Origin of the sequence: Microbacterium sp. PMB16 (assembly GCF_051294855.1) — a bacterium.
Taxonomy (GTDB): domain Bacteria; phylum Actinomycetota; class Actinomycetes; order Actinomycetales; family Microbacteriaceae; genus Microbacterium.
On sequence record NZ_CP145908.1, the window covers coordinates 2,848,351 to 2,865,254 of the forward strand.

General features: G+C 69.2%; 16 protein-coding genes. 9 read left to right on the plus strand and 7 right to left on the minus strand.

Annotation, left to right across the window (positions count from 1 at the left end; genetic code table 11):
* Window positions 1-38 precede the first annotated feature (38 nt).
* On the minus strand, window positions 39-467 hold the full coding sequence (locus V5D55_RS13605; RefSeq protein ID WP_435743858.1) for a hypothetical protein: 429 nt from the start codon (window positions 465-467) through the stop codon (window positions 39-41).
* Window positions 468-549: 82 nt separating this feature from the next.
* On the opposite strand from V5D55_RS13605, the gene V5D55_RS13610 reads away from it, so the two are divergent.
* The 5 genes from V5D55_RS13610 (at window position 550) to ahcY (ending at window position 5,246) form a co-directional block, all read left to right on the plus strand.
* A complete protein-coding gene (locus V5D55_RS13610) occupies window positions 550-756 on the plus strand; it encodes a DUF3499 family protein (protein WP_021199833.1) in 207 nt (68 codons plus the stop codon).
* A 99-nt stretch (window positions 757-855) separates the two neighbouring features.
* Window positions 856-1,782 (plus strand): efflux RND transporter periplasmic adaptor subunit, encoded by a 927-nt coding sequence (locus V5D55_RS13615; RefSeq protein WP_435743860.1) that lies wholly within the window; start codon window positions 856-858, stop codon window positions 1,780-1,782.
* Entirely contained in the window at window positions 1,779-2,549 is a 771-nt protein-coding gene (locus V5D55_RS13620; RefSeq protein WP_435743863.1) for an ABC transporter ATP-binding protein, read from the plus strand. The genes V5D55_RS13615 and V5D55_RS13620 overlap by 4 nt, the downstream gene beginning before the upstream one ends.
* A complete protein-coding gene (locus V5D55_RS13625) occupies window positions 2,546-3,760 on the plus strand; it encodes an ABC transporter permease (protein WP_435743865.1) in 1,215 nt (404 codons plus the stop codon). Before V5D55_RS13620 ends, V5D55_RS13625 begins: the two co-directional genes overlap by 4 nt.
* A 43-nt stretch (window positions 3,761-3,803) precedes the next feature.
* The gene (gene ahcY / locus V5D55_RS13630) at window positions 3,804-5,246 is read left to right on the plus strand and encodes an adenosylhomocysteinase (protein WP_435743868.1); all 1,443 of its coding nucleotides are present in this window, start codon (window positions 3,804-3,806) and stop codon (window positions 5,244-5,246) included.
* Between the two features lie 25 nt (window positions 5,247-5,271).
* On the opposite strand, the gene V5D55_RS13635 is transcribed toward ahcY, so the two are convergent.
* Window positions 5,272-6,081, minus strand: a complete 810-nt coding sequence (locus V5D55_RS13635; RefSeq protein WP_435743870.1) for an RDD family protein — start codon at window positions 6,079-6,081, stop codon at window positions 5,272-5,274.
* A gap of 16 nt (window positions 6,082-6,097) precedes the next feature.
* Between V5D55_RS13635 and V5D55_RS13640 the strand changes: the two genes are divergently transcribed.
* On the plus strand, window positions 6,098-7,090 hold the full coding sequence (locus V5D55_RS13640) for a stage II sporulation protein M (RefSeq protein ID WP_435743873.1): 993 nt from the start codon (window positions 6,098-6,100) through the stop codon (window positions 7,088-7,090).
* 9 nt (window positions 7,091-7,099) lie between these two features.
* Here the strand turns inward: V5D55_RS13640 and V5D55_RS13645 are convergent, their stop codons facing one another.
* From V5D55_RS13645 to V5D55_RS13665, 5 genes are all read right to left on the minus strand, one after another.
* The gene (locus V5D55_RS13645; RefSeq protein WP_435743875.1) at window positions 7,100-8,404 is read right to left on the minus strand and encodes a DUF58 domain-containing protein; all 1,305 of its coding nucleotides are present in this window, start codon (window positions 8,402-8,404) and stop codon (window positions 7,100-7,102) included.
* Window positions 8,405-9,328, minus strand: a complete 924-nt coding sequence (locus V5D55_RS13650) for an AAA family ATPase (protein WP_435749309.1) — start codon at window positions 9,326-9,328, stop codon at window positions 8,405-8,407.
* Between the two features lie 99 nt (window positions 9,329-9,427).
* Window positions 9,428-10,615: a DUF4350 domain-containing protein gene (locus V5D55_RS13655; RefSeq protein WP_435743878.1), complete on the minus strand. Its 1,188-nt coding sequence runs from the start codon at window positions 10,613-10,615 to the stop codon at window positions 9,428-9,430.
* Window positions 10,612-11,253, minus strand: coding sequence for a DUF4129 domain-containing protein (locus tag V5D55_RS13660; protein WP_435743879.1), 642 nt, complete (start codon window positions 11,251-11,253; stop codon window positions 10,612-10,614). The genes V5D55_RS13655 and V5D55_RS13660 overlap by 4 nt, the downstream gene beginning before the upstream one ends.
* The gene (locus tag V5D55_RS13665) at window positions 11,250-12,659 is read right to left on the minus strand and encodes a glycerophosphoryl diester phosphodiesterase membrane domain-containing protein (protein ID WP_435743881.1); all 1,410 of its coding nucleotides are present in this window, start codon (window positions 12,657-12,659) and stop codon (window positions 11,250-11,252) included. The genes V5D55_RS13660 and V5D55_RS13665 overlap by 4 nt, the downstream gene beginning before the upstream one ends.
* A 97-nt stretch (window positions 12,660-12,756) precedes the next feature.
* Here V5D55_RS13665 and mtrA point away from each other — a divergent pair, with 97 nt between their 5' ends.
* The 3 genes from mtrA to V5D55_RS13680 are packed head-to-tail and all read left to right on the plus strand — an operon-like array spanning window position 12,757 to window position 16,845.
* A complete protein-coding gene (mtrA, locus tag V5D55_RS13670; RefSeq protein ID WP_435743883.1) occupies window positions 12,757-13,437 on the plus strand; it encodes an MtrAB system response regulator MtrA in 681 nt (226 codons plus the stop codon).
* Window positions 13,438-13,444: 7 nt separating this feature from the next.
* Window positions 13,445-15,127: an MtrAB system histidine kinase MtrB gene (mtrB, locus tag V5D55_RS13675; protein ID WP_435743885.1), complete on the plus strand. Its 1,683-nt coding sequence runs from the start codon at window positions 13,445-13,447 to the stop codon at window positions 15,125-15,127.
* Entirely contained in the window at window positions 15,124-16,845 is a 1,722-nt protein-coding gene (locus tag V5D55_RS13680) for an LpqB family beta-propeller domain-containing protein (protein ID WP_435743888.1), read from the plus strand. The genes mtrB and V5D55_RS13680 overlap by 4 nt, the downstream gene beginning before the upstream one ends.
* Window positions 16,846-16,904: the final 59 nt, after the last annotated feature.

Genomic DNA, 16,904 nt, shown 5'->3' on the forward strand with positions numbered 1-16,904 from the left:
GAGACGTCGGCCGGACGGGTGCGCCGCCGCGTCGAGGGTCAGTGGTCGTGACCCAGATCCCACGGCTCACGGCCGACGTACTCCGCCGCCGCGCGGAAGACGGCGCTCTCGATGGCCATCCGGCGATGCGCGGCGTCGTCGTGTCCGGGCGGAAGCAGACGTTCGATCGGCAGCCGGAACAGGACGATCCGCCGGTTCTCGCGGTCCAGATACCAGCGCGGGACTTCCTCGGTCGCGTCGAACGCGGGGATCGCCCCGATCTCGAAGCGCACCTCCTGCAGCTCCGGCCAGGTGCCGCGGAGGAACTCGACGGCCGTTCCGACCGTGAGGTCGAATCGATCGATCCGTCCGTCGAGCGGTGCCAGCGGGGGGCGCACGACCTCGCTGCGGCCCAGGCGCCCGTGTCTTCCGTGGCGGGCGCCTCGCCGCGGAGCGGCGGAGGTGCGAGACGCGCGGCGACGAGGCATGACGAAAGTCTAGGCGGTGCATGCTGCTCGTGCGCGGCGCGGCATCCGCAGCTCCTGACCGCGAAGTCGTACGCTGACCGTGATGGACGGACGACTCTGCTCGAAGGTCGGCTGCGCGCGAGAAGCCGTGGCGACGCTCACTTACGACTACGGCGACCAGATGGCGGCACTCGGTCCGCTCGGCGCGGCGAACGACCCGCAGGCGCACGATCTGTGCTCGCCCCACGCGGACCGGCTCTCGGTCCCGGCCGGATGGCTCGTCGTGCGACACGAGGCGCTGCGCGCCTGAGCAGTCCCGCGACACGCGGATCCGATTGACATACCCGGAAAACATTTCTGGGTAGCCTGACCGCGGACGTGCCAGGGCGGCGCGACCGGAAAGGCACCCGTGATCGTCTGGCGTCGCTGGATCTTCCCCCTGCTGCTCGTCCTGGTTTTCGGTGTGTGTGCCGCGGCGCTCGTGAAGATCGCGTTCTTCCCTGATCGCGTCGAGAGCTCCGTCAGCCCGGAAGCCGGGATCACCGACCCGGTGGTGGCGGTGGAGCGCGGCTCGGTCGTGAACGCGCTGTCGCTGAGCGGCAACGTCGCGCGCGACGAGAGCTTCCCCGTGCGCGGCGAGTTCGACGGCACGATCACTGCCGTCCACGTCAGCGACGGTGCATCGGTGAAGAAGGGGCAGAAGCTCTTCAGCGTGCGGCAGGAGGATCCGCGCAAGGACTTCGACGTCCTGGCGCCGGAAGCCGGCGAGGTGACCGAGATCGCGCTCGTCAAGGGTCAGCCGGCGACGGTCGGGACGGAGATGTACACGCTCACGCCCGCCCGGTATCACCTGCTCGCGACGGTGGAACCGGTGCAGCTCTACCGCCTCGTGAACGCCCCGACGGAGGCGACGGTGACGATCACCGGAGGACCGGCTCCGTTCACCTGCAGCGGCGTGCGCGTCCAGGTGAGTGCCGAGGGGACTGCCAGCGTCCGCTGCGCACTCCCGGCCGATCAGACCGTGTTCGCCGGGCTCCCCGCGTCGATGGACCTCGCCCTCGGCCAGGTCGAGGACGCGCTCGTCATCCCGGTCACCGCTGTGCAGGGCGGTGCGGGTTCCGGCAACGTCTGGGTCGACGCCGGAGACGGGTCCGATCCGGAGGAACGTGCAGTGACGCTCGGGGTGAATGACGGCGTGATGGTCGAAGTGATCGACGGGCTGGAAGAGGGCGACAGCGTGCGCGAGTTCGTGCCCGGGTTCGTCGCGCCCGTAGAGGAGAACTGCTACGAGGTGTCTCCCGGTGTCGAGCAGTGCGACAGCGGGATGACCTGGTGAGTCTCGTCCGGCTGGACGACGTCGCCAAAAGTGTGCTGCTCGCCGACGACTCGCGCCTCGAGATCCTGCGCGGCATCACACTCGAGGTCGGCGCCGGCGATCACGTGTCCATCGTCGGCCGATCCGGTTCAGGGAAGTCGACGCTGCTGAACATCCTCGGGATGCTGGATGCACCCACCTCGGGCGCCGTCGCCTTCGAGGGTCGGGAGGTCCGCCGGATGCGTTCGGGACGCCTCGACCGCCTCCGCGGTGACAACGTCGGATTCGTGTTCCAGCAGTTCAATCTGCTCTCCGGACGCACGGCGATCGACAACGTGATGATGCCGCTCGGCCACGCGAAGGGTCGGATGTTCTGGAATCGGCGGCAGATCGCGGCGGACATGCTCGAGCGAGTGGGGCTCGGCCACCGCGTCGACCAGATCGCGGATCGCCTCTCCGGCGGCGAGCAGCAGCGCGTGGCGATCGCCAGAGCGCTGGTGCGGCGGCCGGTGCTGATCCTCGCGGACGAGCCGACCGGCGCGCTGGACATCGACACCGGGGCATCGGTGATGTCACTTCTGGATGAGGTCGCGACCGAGACCGACGCCGCTCTGGTGACGATCACCCACGATCTCCACGTCGCAGCACGTGCTCGGCGTCACTACCGACTCGACGCGGGTCTCCTCGAGCCGGTCGATCTCAGCCGCGCCTTCGAGGCGTCCACACTCGCAGCCTCGGTGCCGGCAGCGTCTGTACCTGTCGCCCCGGCGATCGGACCGGCGGCATGACCGGCTTCCTCGGTGCACTTGCCGATGCGTGGGCGGAGATCCGCGTGCACAAGCTGCGCGTTCTCCTCAGCCTGATCGGCATCGCGGTGTCCGTGGGCGCGCTCACGGCCGTCGTGGCGATCTCGGAGTATCAACGGCAGTTTCAGGCGGAGCAGTCCGACCGGTGGGGCGGACGGGCCGCGACCATCGTCGTCGCTGCCAACAATGACGACGGCACCCCGATCGACATGGATGCCTTCGACGAGCGCTTCGCGCGGGTCTCGGAGCGGTTCGGGTTCAGTCACGTCGCGCGGATCGCGCAGGGCGTCGCATTGCGCGTGGAACTCCCCGACGGTGTCGCCGACGTCAGCGCACGCCTCCTCGACCCCGTGTACTCGCAGATCCATCGCGAGCAGCTGGCGACCGGCCGCTGGCTGTTGGACTCCGATGTCGATGCTCTCGCCCCGCCGGTCGTGATCTCGGAACCGCTGTGGGACCGGATCGGCCGGACTCCTATCGCTGAGCACCCGACCATCGTGCTGGTCGGACCGGCCGGCGGCACGTATCAGGTGGTCGGGGTCACTGCGCGCCAGGGATTCGGCGACGAGGAGGCGCGCGTGGATCTCCTCTATGACGCGTATCGGGACCGGGTGGATGCGCTGCCGCCGGATGCGTGGTCGCAGTACGAGGTGTGGGTCGATCCAGATCAGGCGGATGAGATCGGCCCCGTGCTCGCGATGGATCTCCGCGCGGGCCTCCCGGAGGGGCAGAGCGTCTCGGTGAGCAGGTCCGACTGGGGCGCACAGCCGGGCGCGATGGACGCGCAGGCGACCTTCGAGATGATCACCGGCGGCATCGCCGCGCTGATCCTCGCACTGGGTGCGCTGAGCCTGATCAACATCCAGCTCGTCGCCATGCGGCAGCGGGTGCGCGAGATCGGGGTCCGCCGCGCCTTCGGAGCGAGCTCGGGCAGAGTCTTCTTCTCGGTCTTCCTGGAGAGCCTCGTGGCCACCACCGTGGCGGGTATGGTCGGTATCGCGATCGTCGTCGCCGTGCTGCGCTCGGACTGGCTCGTGACGTCGATGTTCGTCGGCATCCAGGACGTCCCGCCGTTCCCGATGCGCGCAGCACTCGTCGGGCTCGCCGCCTCGGTGATCGTCGGCGCGGTATCCGGATTCATCCCCGCGCTCGTCGCTCTGCGAGTGAAGGTGATCGACGCCATCCGCTTCTGACTTGCGAGGGACGGCGCCGCGCCCGAGTGGAACAATGGGGGGCATGTCTGAGCTCGAGTACCGCGTAGCCGACCTGTCCCTCGCCGAAGCCGGTCGTCACCAGCTCCGCCTCGCGGAGAACGAGATGCCCGGACTCATGGCACTCCGCGACGAGTTCGGCGCAGCGCAGCCCCTGCGCGGTGCCCGAATCGCAGGCTCCCTGCACATGACCGTGCAGACCGCCGTGCTGATAGAGACGCTCACCGCCCTCGGGGCAGAGGTGCGCTGGGCCAGCTGCAACATCTTCTCCACGCAGGACGAGGCGGCCGCCGCCGTCGTGGTCGGTCCCGACGGAACGGCCGATGCTCCTGCCGGAGTCCCGGTGTTCGCATGGAAGGGCGAGACCCTCGAGGAGTACTGGGCCTGCACCGGGCGGATCTTCGACTGGTCCTCGACCGGCTTCGACGGGCCGAACCTGATCCTGGACGATGGCGGAGACGCGACCCTGCTGGTGCACAGGGGAGCAGAGTTCGAGCGGGCGGGCGCTGTCCCCGTCGCAGAAGACGCGTCGCCTGAGTACACGATCATCCTCGACCTGCTCCGTCGATCCCTCGCCTCGTCTCCCGACCGCTGGACCAAGGTGGCCGCGGGGCTCATTGGTGTCACGGAGGAGACCACGACGGGCGTGCACCGGCTCTACGAGCTCGCGGCTGCCGGTGACCTGCTCTTCCCGGCGATCAACGTCAACGATTCGGTGACCAAGAGCAAGTTCGACAACAAGTACGGCATCCGCCACTCCCTGCCGGACGGACTCAACCGCGCCACCGACGTGCTGATCGGCGGAAAGGTCGCGTTCGTCTGCGGATACGGCGACGTCGGCAAGGGGGCGGCGGAGGCCCTGCGCGGACAGGGTGCCCGCGTCATCGTCAGCGAGGTCGACCCCATCTGCGCGTTGCAGGCGGCGATGGACGGATTCCAGGTGGCTCGACTGCTCGACGTGGCCGACGAGGTCGACATCGTCGTGACCGGCACGGGCAACCGCGATGTGGTCACCACCGAGCACCTGCAGGCACTCAAGCATCTCGCCATCGTCGCGAACGTCGGGCACTTCGACAACGAGATCGACATGGCGGGTCTCGAGGCGCTGCCGGGCGTGGAGAAGGTCGAGATCAAACCGCAGGTGCACGAATGGCGGATGCCGAGCGGGCGCAGTGTTCTCGTTCTCAGTGAGGGGCGTCTGATGAATCTCGGCAACGCCACCGGCCACCCGTCCTTCGTGATGAGTGCATCGTTCACGAACCAGGTGCTCGCGCAGCTCGAGCTTTACACGAACATCGAGGCCTACCCGGTCGGCGTCTACACGCTGCCCAAGTCGCTCGACGAGAAGGTGGCGCGTCTGCACCTCGACGCTCTCGGCGTGCGGCTGACCACTCTGACCGCCGCGCAGGCGGCCTACATCGGCGTTCCCGTCGACGGTCCGTACAAGCTCGAGCACTACCGCTACTGAGGGCCATCACTCGAGCCCGTGCGGCTCAGACGCCGACGCGGCGTCCCGTCAGCTTCTCGGCGCGGCGGTCGGAGTTCTCCAGCGCGCGACGCTCGCGCTCCCGGCGCAGCACCGTGATGCCCACGAGCACCGCCTCCGGGGGTGCAGCAGGCATCGGCGACACGAACGGCGCCGCTTCGGCGAGCAGGTCGTGTGCGACCCGGGCGCGGGCCGCAGGGACCATGCGCTGCGCGTTCTGGAGGAACTGCGAGATGCGGCGGGCGAGGCGATCCGGGAGTCGGGCGACGTCGGCGATCTGCGCCCATCCCTGGAGCATCGGCGGCAGCACCGGAACGTGCGGGATGAGCTTCGGCGTGCGGACGCGCTGGCTGTACGTTCCGGCGACCAGGTCGCCCAGTCGCTGGGAGCGGGCGTTGAAGGCCCCCGTCAGCACCGCGAGGCCGCCGAACGTCATGTAGATCTCCAGCACGCCGAGCAGCGCGCGGATGAAGGCGTGGCGGAATCCGGCGGCGCCGCCGTCGACGCGGACGATGCGCCCGCCCACGGCGAGCTTTCCGAGGCTGCGCCCCTTCAGAGCGACCTCCATGGTGATGGGGAGCACGACGAAGCTGACCACGAGGGCCGATACGGTCGCGATGCGGTCGGTCGCGTCGGAGAGGACGCCCGCATCGAGCAGCCAGATCCGCAGGAAGAGCCAGAGGATGAACACGGCGAAACCGACGAGCATGTCGATCAGGGCGCCGAGCGCGCGGAGCAGGAATCCGACCGGCTGCACGTCGATCGCGACGGCCTCGCCGGAGAGGACCTCGTCGGATACATCGATCGGGACGGACATGAGTACAGTAAATCAGGTGGATGCCGATGCACTGTCAGATGCACGCCGCGCCGAGTGGGAGCGACTGGAGGAACTCAGTCGCGCCCGGCTCGATGGCGCGGGCGTCGATGAGTTGATCGTCCGCTATCGCGCGGCATCCGCTGATCTGGCCGAACTGAAGACGTCGGTCGGCGACTCCCCGCAGGGCGCCTACCTCTCGACCATCCTGGTGCGGGCCCGCCTGCGCCTCACGGGAGCTTCCGACAGCATTCTCACGCAGACGGCTCGCTTCTTCAGCGAGCAGCTCCCGGCCGCCCTGTATCGGCTGCGCTGGACGACGGCGATCATCGCCGTCGCCTTCATCGCCGTCGGAGTCGGCACCGCCGCGTGGATCGCGGCCGACCCGGCCCTGATCGCGACGCTGGGACCGCCCGATGCGTTGGAGCAGTACGCCGATGAGAGCTTCACCGGGTACTACACGGAGAATCCCGCGGCGGAGTTCATGGGGATGGTCTGGACCAACAACGCCTGGATCGCCATGCAGTGCGTCCTCTTCGGCGTCACGGGCATCTGGCCGGTGTACATGCTCGTGCAGAACGCCATCGGGCTCGGTACTTCGGGTGCCGTGATGGCCGCGCACGACAAGGCCGACGTCATGATCCTCTACATCCTTCCGCACGGCATGCTCGAGATGACCTGCATCTTCGTCGCCGCGGCGGCCGGGCTGCACGTGTTCTGGGCGTGGGTCGCACCGGGAGCACGCTCGCGCGGCGAGTCCCTCGCCGAAGAGGGACGGGCGCTCGCGACCGTCGCCATCGGCCTGGTGTTCGCGCTGTTCCTCGCCGGTCTCGTGGAGGGCTTCGTGACGGGCTGGGCGCTGCCGTGGCCGGTCAAGATCGGCATCGGAGCCGCGGCGCTCGCCGTGTTCCTCATCTACATGGTCGTGATCGGCGGACGGGCGCATCGTCGTGGCGCGACCGGTGACCTGCTGGAGTACGAGGCAGGAACGCCTCGTCTCGTCGCAGGCTGAGCGACGCGGTCAGAGGCCGGCCGCCTTCAGCTCGAGATACCGATCCGCGATGCGCGGCGGCAGTTCCTCGGGGTCGGCGGCGATCGCCTCACCGCCCGCCCGACGGACCGCATCCGCGACGTTCTCGGCATCTCTGAGGGTGCGCTCGGCGGCGGCGGCCAGATAGATCTCCTCGCGGGATCCGCGTTTCCTGGCAAGGGTCGCGATGTCGTCGTCGGTGACGGAGCCGACGAGGACCGTCGTCGCGCGCGAGGCGTTCGGGAAGGCACCGAGGAAGGACCGCGCCGATTCTGCTGCGTCCTGCGCAGTGAGCACCACGATGAGGGAAGGGCGGTTCGTGAGCGTGCGCACAGCGCCGAACGCGCCGTGCCAATCCGTGTCGACCAGCCGCGCGTGCACCGGCGCCATCGCGTCGGTCATCGCGGGGAGGAGTGCCGTTCCATCGACTCCGGTCACCCGGCCGCGCACGACGCGATCGTACATCAGCAGATGCACATGATCGCCGGCTCGGGAGGCGAGAGCGGCGAGCAGCAGCGCTGCCTCCAGCGCCGCGTCCACTCGGGTGCCGTCGCCCACGCGGGCGGCAGCCGTGCGTCCGGTGTCGATGATGATCACGACGTGGCGATCCCGCTCGGGGCGCCAGGTGCGGAGCATCGTCGTTCCGGCACGAGCGGTCGCACGCCAGTCGATCGAGCGCACGTCGTCGCCGCGCACGTATTCGCGCAGCGAGTCGAACTCGGTGCCCTGACCGCGCACCTGGATGCTCGTGTTGCCGTCGAGTTCGCGCAGTCGCGCGAGGCGCGAGGGGAGGTGCTTGCGTGAGGAGAACGCCGGCAGCACTCTGATCGCTCCGCGCACCCGATGGCGCGCCTGTCGACCGGCGAGTCCGAGCGGCCCCCGGGAGCGGATCATGACGAACTCGCTGACGAGTTCGCCGCGACGGCGGGGAAGCAGCGGGATCGCGACGCGCCCTCGTTCGCCAGGCGGGATGCTGAGACGTTGACGCTCCGGTGCCGCGCCGGCGGTGGGCTGCCAGGCGTCGCGGATCACCGCGTGCAGCATCCGGGTGCCGTGGTTGTGCAGTGCGACGCTCACCGGTACGGGCTCACCGATCCGCGTCCGCGCGGGGACCCGACGGCTCACGGTGACGGTTCGTGGGCTCGCCGCAGCCGCGACGTCGATGCCGACGAGCAGGGCGCACAGCGCGACCCATCCGCCGAGCACCGCGTACGCCGGATAGTCCGCCAGTCCTGCGAGGACGAGCGGAATCACGCCCACGGCGAGGGCGATGGCGAGCCGGCCGGTGACGAACACCTAGATCGGCACCCTGGTCTGCTGGACGACCGAGGTGAGGACGGCATCCGCCGACACCCCTTCCATCTGCGCGTCGGGCCGCAACTGGAGACGATGCCGCCACACCGGCACCAGCATGGTCTGGACGTGGTCAGGCGTCACGGCCGAGGAGGCGTTGAGCCAGGCCCACGCCTTCGCAGCGGCGAGCAGGCCCGTGGATGCACGGGGGCTGGCGCCGAGCTCGACGGAGGGGGACTGGCGGGTCGCCCTGGCGAGATCCACCACGTAGCCGAGCACGTCATCCGTGACCTCGACACGGCCGGCGGCCTCCTGCGCCGCGCGGATCTCCTCCGCCGTCACCACGGCCTCGACGCCGGTGAGCTCGCGAGGGGAGAATCCCTCCGCGTGGCGGCGGAGGACGGCGACCTCAGCATCGCGTTCGGGCATGCCGACGACGAGTTTCATCAGGAAGCGGTCGAGCTGTGCCTCGGGGAGGGAGTACGTGCCCTCGTGCTCGATAGGGTTCTGCGTCGCAGCGACGAGGAACGGGTCGGGCAGCGTGCGGCTCACGCCGTCGGCCGAGACCTGGCGCTCCTCCATCGCCTCGAGCAGTGCCGCCTGGGTCTTCGGAGGCGTGCGGTTGATCTCGTCGGCGAGGAGGATGTGCGTGAAAACCGGGCCGGCGCGGAAGTCGAACTCACCGGTGCGCGCGTCGTACACCAGCGATCCCGTGACATCGCCCGGCATCAGGTCGGGGGTGAACTGGACGCGCTTCGTGTCGAGTCCCAGTGCGCGGGCGAACGAGCGCACGACCAGGGTCTTCGCGACGCCCGGCACTCCCTCGAGGAGCACGTGGCCCCGAGCGAGCAGCGAGACGAGCAGTCCCGTGACCGTGCCGGCCTGGCCGACGACGGCCTTGTCGACCTCGGTGCGCACTCGGTGCATGGCCTGACGCAGTGCGGCGTCGTCGGCGGGGTGGTTGTCAACGGTCACGTGATGCCCTCGGCTTCCGTGGGGATGGGTGTTCGGCGGTTCGGATGCGGATCATTGCTCGCCCTTCCGAGAGCCCGTGCTCGCCTCTACGGCGATCTCGAGCTCGTCGAGACGTCGCGCGAGTTCGACAAGCGCGGCGTCGTCGGCGGGAAGCGGTCCGGCGAGCAAGGCCTGCAGGGTTCCGCGCGGGATGCGCAGACGATCGGATGCCGCATCGGCGACCTCGTCCGCCCCTGCATGCACCGCGAGTCCCAGTCGGCGGGCCAGTCGGCGCTGTGCGCCGTCTCGGAGCGCCTGGCCGGCGTGGGCTGCGTCTGCGGCCTGAGCAGTGAGACGTGCGCGTCCGTGCATGGTCTCCGACGCGCGCACGGTCACGGGGAGCGTCTCGGCGACGAGCGGTCCGAAGCGCTGACCGCGCCAGACAGCCGTGGCGATCCCCGCGGCCAGGAGGAGCAGGATGACCGGCGTCACCCAGGGTGGGGTGAGGCTGCCGAGGGTGTCGGGGGACTCGGACTCGATATCGGTGTCCGCGAACGACGGCACGTACCAGACGACGCGATCGGTCTGGCCGAGCAGCGCGAGCGCCAGAGCCGCGTTGCCGTTCTCGGCCAGGTACGCGTTGCTGAAGAGCCTCGTGCCTTCGACGACGACGCGCTCGTCATCCCCTCGCTCATCCACGAGCACTGCGGCGCCGTCGACGTCGCCGAAGCACGCATCGACCCCGTCCGCGGGGGAGAAGAATCGGTCAGGCCGGATGGTGCCCACCTCGGCGAACTGGGGAATCGAGCACTCCGCGGAGACCGGTTCCGACGTGCCGGGGGCGTTGTCGCCGATGTCGAGCACGTTCAGGAGGTGGCTGCCCGCGGAGAGGAAGACGACGCGCCCGGCCGGGTCGATGAACTCGGCCAGTCCGTCGTCGGTGAGGGTGTACGGATTCGTCATGACCAGGGTCGCGTCGTCGTCGAGTGCCGCGCGGGCGTCGGCGCGCGAACGGAAGATCGACACCTCCACGCCCTGATCACGCAGGATCTCGGCGAGTGCCAGGGCGCCGGCGTCGTCGCGCGCCTCCGGGTCCAGAGCATCGCGATTGCTCGGCGAGCTCGCGCTCACCCGGATCGCGACGAATGCGACGAGGAGGACGAGAGCGATGACGATCACCCAGCCGACGATCGTGCGCATCCGCTGAGGCCGTGGTTCAGCCGTGGAGGGGGCAGCGTTGCTCTGCTCGACAGTGGTCACGCCGGCACCACCTCGGGGCGTCGTGCGCGGAGTCGATCATCGGTGGCCGACAGCTCGCGATAGCTCTCCTCGGTCGCCGGATGCCGCAGATACCGCACGTCGTCGAACGACACGGCCGCTCGGCGCATGGCTCCCGCCTCCTCGGCGAAGACCGTGCTGGCCTCACGTGCGATCGCCTGAGCCGTCGCGCCGGGAGCCGGATCGATGAGGTCTCTTTCGAGCAGGCCGCGAGCGATCGCCCGATAGCGCAGCACGGTCGCGGTGTCCCAGTCGCCGTCGCGGGCGCTGCGCTCGGCATCCGTCCTCAACTGCGCTGCGCTGCGGTCGTCGTGCTCGCCGAGCAGGTCGCCTCGAGCGCGCCGGACGGCCCGGGGGCTGCGCGGCTTTCCCCAGATGATGAGAGCGGTGATGAGAGCCGCGACGATGATGAGGCTCACGATGATCAGCGCGGACGGGCCGACATTCGCGCCGTTCTCGGAGGTGAACAGGTCGGCCAGGAACCTTCCGATGTCGCGGGCGATCAGATCGAACCAGGTGGGCTTCGCGTCGGCGTAGCGGGGGTTGGACAGTTCTTCCTCCGCCCATCGTCGGGCTTCGTCGCCGTCGGGGATGAGGAGATCGTCGAACGGTCGGATCATGACGTGCCGTCACCGCCACCGGGTGCGGCCCAGCCTCCGTCTGCGGGACTGGCCCACGGGCTGTCACTCGGCGGCGCGACCGGGGCTGCCGACGCGGGGGAAGCAGGAGGCGGCGGCGGTGCCGCAGGGGGAGAGCCGACGGGCTGCGGCGCGTAAGGCTGTGCTCCGTACGGCTGTGCCGGGTACGTCTGTGCCGGGTAAGGCTGTGCCGGGTACTGCTGACCGCCGTAGGGCTGCGGAGGGTACTGCTGACCGCCGTAGGGCTGCGCACCGTAGCCCGGCGCGCCGTAGCCCTGCGTCATCATCACGTGCTCGGGCACCTGCCGGGGCGGGGGTGCGCTCGTCACGGCGCGCGAGGGATCGACGGCGAACGGGTCACCGAGTTGTTCGTCGGTCCAGCCGAGATCCCGACGTTCCACATGCCAGACGAGCGTCTGATCGAGTCCTTCGTATCGCATGCGGCAGTCGAGATAGACGAGTGCCGAGCCGGTGCTCTGCACCACGAGCGTGATCGCCTGGAGGACGAGCAGCAGGATCTGCGGCGCGATGAGCGTGGCGACGTAGCCGATGATCGCGCCGGGGTCGCCGCCTGTGGGGGCCACGACGGAACCGAGGAGAGAGCCGAGCATGGCGACGGGGAAGCTGACCACCTGCATCGCCAGACCCATGATCATGCTGATCAGGAACGTGACCCCGAACGCGACCCAGAAGCGGCCGCGGGTGAGCCGCCAGGAGCGGACGAAGGCATCGCGGAAGCGTGCGCGCTCCAGGACGAGGATCGATGGAACCAGCAGCAGTTTCGTCGTCAGCCAGACGCTCAGCGGGATGCAGGCGAGGGCGATCAGGATCACGACGAGCACGACGACTCCGATGAGCTCGACGCTCCCGCCGAGTCCGCCGGCGACGAAGGCGCCGATGATCACCGCCACGATCGCGAAGATGCCGAAGACCGCCACCACCGACAGCGAGGCGAAGCCGGCGAGCCGCCAGAACGACGGAGCCATCTTCCGCCACAGCATCCCGAGCGTCGCCTTCACGCCGATCGACGCATAGCCGACCTCCGCGGCGACGACACCCTGCATCATCGCCGTGAAAGCGATCGACGTCAGACCGACGGCGAGCCCCGCGATGATGTTGATCGCGACGGTGCCGGCGAGTACGGCCTCGAAGTCGGGCGAAGCGGGGGAGACCGTCTCCAGGCGGGAGAACGTGGTGAACAGCACCACGCCCATCACCCCGGCCGTCGCGAGCACGACGATCAGCTGGATCACCACGGCGAATCCGAACAGGACCTTCGGGTTGTGCCGCAACGCCGAGAAGGCCTTGCCCAACAGCATCCCGAACGTCAGCGGGTGAAGCGGGATCAACCCCTTCTTCGGGGCAGGCGTCCACGTCTGACTGCTCACAAGCACTCCCTCCATCGCGCGCTCCCATCGTGTCATATCCGTGTGGGTGGTGCGCGGACCTGGGGACGGCGGTACTCGGTGCCATAAGGTAACAGTTATGACCTCACGCATTCTTGTGGTCGACGACGACACCGCGCTCGCCGAGATGATCGGCATCGTGCTGCGCACGGAGGGCTTCGAGCCGGTTTTCTGCGCTGATGGTGCGCGTGCGGTCGATGAGTGGCGAACGCAGCGACCCGACCTCGTGCTGCTCGATCTGATGCTCCCCGGTATGGACGGCATCGAGATCTGCACGCGGATCCGGGCGGAGTCCGGCGTCCCCATCCTCATGCTCACCGCGCGCAGCGACACCGCCGATGTGGTCCGCGGTCTCGAAGTCGGCGCCGACGACTACATGGTGAAGCCCTTCAACCCGAAGGAGCTGGTGGCCCGCATCCGCACCCGGCTGCGTCCGACGCCGCAGACCACCAGCGAACAGCTCAAGGTCGGCGACCTCACGGTCGATGTCGATGCCCACGAAGTGCGCAGGGGAACGACTCCCATCGCGCTCACGCCGCTGGAGTTCCAGCTGCTCGTCGCGCTCGCCTCCAAGCCGCAGCAGGTGTTCTCGCGAGAGATGCTCCTCGAGCAGGTCTGGGGCTACCACTACAAGGCGGACACGCGCCTGGTGAACGTGCACGTGCAGCGGCTTCGCGCCAAGGTCGAGCTCGATCCCGACAACCCGAAGATCGTGATGACTGTGCGCGGCGTCGGCTATCGCGCAGGGAGCGCCGGCTAGGCGCACGATGGCCGCAACGGGAGCGACCACCACGGCGGTCGCTGTCCTGCGCGACTGGCGCGGTTGGCCGACGGTGCTCGGCGCGCTGTGGCGCCGCTCACTCCGATTCCGCACGCTGACGGTCACCCTCGTGGCGACGTCGCTCGCGATCTTCATCACGTGCGTGACGATGGCCCTGGTGATCCAGAACGATCTGTTCATCTCGCGCAGGGATGTGGCGCTGGAAGACGCGCGCCGTGCCGTCGACCAGGCGCAGACCGTTCTCAACGTCGCCGAAGTCGGAGACGATCCCGCCGCGCTCACCGACCTGTGGAACACCATCCAGCTGAACCTCGCGCGCACGTCGAGCACCGACCAGCTCGCCGGATTCAAGATCGACACCGAATCGAACGGCGTGCAGCTCAACGGCTTCGAGGCCGGACTGAACGAGAGCCTGCTGAGCTCCGAGATCCGGGCGCGCGTCAAAGAACTCGACGATCGTCAGGCCTGGCAATCGGTCGCGCTCCCGGTCCCGGACGGTCGAGACGTCCCCGGCATCGTGGTCGGCCAGCAGCTGATCGTCCCGGAGGCCGGGCCGTTCGAGATCTACTTCGCCTACGACCTGGGCGACGCCGACCAGACTCTGGTCTTCGTGCAGCGCACGCTGTGGATCGCCGGTATCGGGCTCTTGACGATCGTCGCCGCGATCTCCTGGATCGTGCTGCGGGCGGTGTCGACGCCGATCGTGCAGGCGGCGGAGACCAGCGCCCGACTGGCCGCCGGCGACCTGGGTGTGCGCCTCGAGGTGCATGGTGAAGACGAGCTGGCGACGCTCGGCCGATCGTTCAACGCGATGGCCGACAGCATCGAGGCGCAGATCAAGGAGCTCGGCGAGTTGTCGCTGGTGCAGCAGCGGTTCGTCTCGGACGTGTCCCACGAACTCCGCACCCCGCTCACCACCATCCGCCTCGCCGCCGACATGCTCAACGATCAGCGCGAGGAGTTCGATCCGACGACAGCTCGCACCGCCGAGCTGCTGCACACCCAGGTGCAGCGATTCGAGACGCTGTTGTCTGACCTGCTCGAGATCAGCCGCTATGACGCGGGCTCCGTGCAGCTGGAGCTGGAGGCGACGAGTCTCGCGCACCTCGCCGAGGACATCATCGAGCAGATGTACCCGCTGGCGGAGGGCCGCGGCACCGAGGTGCGGCTCGTGGCGCCGGGCGGCTATTCACCGGTGGACATGGATCCGCGGCGTGTGCGTCGTGTTCTGCGCAACCTGATCGGCAACGCGATCGAGCACGGCGAGGGCCGCCCGATCGTGGTGACCGTCGACAGCAACCAGCATGCGGTCGCCGCCGGGGTCCGAGACTTCGGGTTGGGCATGGAGCCGGCGGATGCCGAGCGTGTATTCGATCGCTTCTGGCGAGCCGATCCCTCGCGCCAGCGCACGATCGGCGGCACGGGCCTCGGGTTGTCCATCGCACTCGGAGACGCGACCCTGCACGGCGGCACGCTGGCCGTCTGGTCGGAGCTCGGCGTCGGAACGAATTTCGTGCTCACGATTCCCCGACACGGTGGCGCGCTGGAAGGCCCGAGTCCGATCCCCGTCGAGCCTCAGGAACCGCTCGCGGAGATCGGCGACGCCACCCAGCCGATCTCGCTGACGGATCTGGCCCAGGAGCTGCTGGACGGGGAGGGGGAACGATGAAGAGCTCGAGGTCCCTGAAGGTGCTGCGCGGCGCCGCTCTGGCGGTCGCCGTCCTGTTGCTCCCCGCGTGCGCCGGTCTTCCCATGAGCGGGGACGTGGCCGCGGGACTGCCGCTCGGCGAATCGCCGCAGGACGTCGACATCCTGCCCGTGGCGTCCGGACCGATCACGGGAGCAGATCCGCAGAAGATCGTCGAGGGCTTCCTCGAAGCGGGGATCACCACGTCCGACAACTGGGATACCGCGAGGCAGTTCCTCTCGGCACCCCTGCAGCAGACCTGGCGCCCGTCAGCCGGCGTGTCTGTCGACGTCGGAACGGAGACGCGGACGATCACCGCCTCCATCGCGGACGACGAGGTGGAGGACGCGGACTCCGCCGAGGTGCAGGTGCTGCTCGACCTCGTCGCGAGTGTCGACGAGTTCGGTGAATACTCGGAAGCCGTCGGGGCATCGCCCGTCCGGTTCGCCCTGGAGCGTCAGGACGACGGCGAATGGCGGATCACGGAAGCGCCGGACGGGATCGTCATCGACGAACCGCGTTTCACGAAAGTGTTCGACGGCTACCCGCTGCAGTACTTCGACAGCAGCTGGTCGAGGCTGGTGCCGGACATGCGGTGGTTCCCGCGCCGCCTCAGCCCGGCGACCGCGGTGACGAAGGCGCTCATCTCAGGCGAGCCCAGCGCCTGGCTCGACCCTGCGGTGCAGAACGCGTTCCCTGCCGACGTCCAACTGGCGCAGGAGGCCGTCCCGATCGATCCCTCCCAGGTGGCAGAGGTCGCGCTCACTCGGGCGGCGAGCGGCCTCGACGACAAGACGCTCTCGCGGATGCGCACCCAGCTGCAGGCGACGCTCAGGGCAGCGGGCGTGTCGGTCTCGGAGGTCCGGTTCACCGTCGACGGGCGGGCTCTGGACGCGGGGGTGGTGGACGTCGCGGAGCCGGCGGCGGAGGCGGGCACGCTCGTCGTGAAGGATGGCGCGTTCGGGCGCATCGTCGGTGGCGAGATCTCCCCGATCGCAGGAATCAGTGATCAGATCGCCGACATCGCAGAGCCGATCGTCGCCATCGACGTGGCTGCCGACGACTCGCGCGCCGCCGTGCAGCTCGACGATGGCAGGATCTACCTCGTGCGCGAGAGCGGCCGCGATCAGCTCGATGCAGGACCCGGTCTGATCGCACCGTCGCTGGACCGCTACGGTTACGTCTGGACCGTCCCCGGAGGGAACCCGGCGGCACTCCAAGCCTGGGGGAACGACGTCGCCGGGCTGACGGTGGAGAACGCCTGGCCCAACGCTTCATCGATCTCGGACCTGCGAGTGGCGGCCGACGGTGCGCGGGTCGCGGCCGTCATCATGGTCGGCGGTCAGCGCTGGCTCGTCGTCGCCGCGATCATCCGCGACTCGGACGGGGTTCCCACCGCGCTCGACGAGGTGAAGCAGCTCAGACTCCTCGACGGTGTGTCGGCGGGTCTCGCCTGGCTCGGCCCGGACCGGCTGGGCGTGCTGGTCGACCCGGCGAGTCCGCGGATCGTGACGCAGATCGTCAGCGGTCCTGGGCTCGTCGAGGGTGCCCCGCGGGAGGCCGTGTCGTTCGCGGGTGCTCGCACCCCGGCCGGAGCGCGGGTGTTCGGCTCGGGCGGGCAGTTGTTCGCGCACGCGGGTTCTGCCTGGCGTGAGGTCGCCACCGGGATCACGCTGCTCGCGACCCGCGCAGGAGAGTGAGACTGACCCGCGCAGGCGAGCGGGGCCGCTCTCCTGCACCGGTCGGTCGCGGGGAGGAG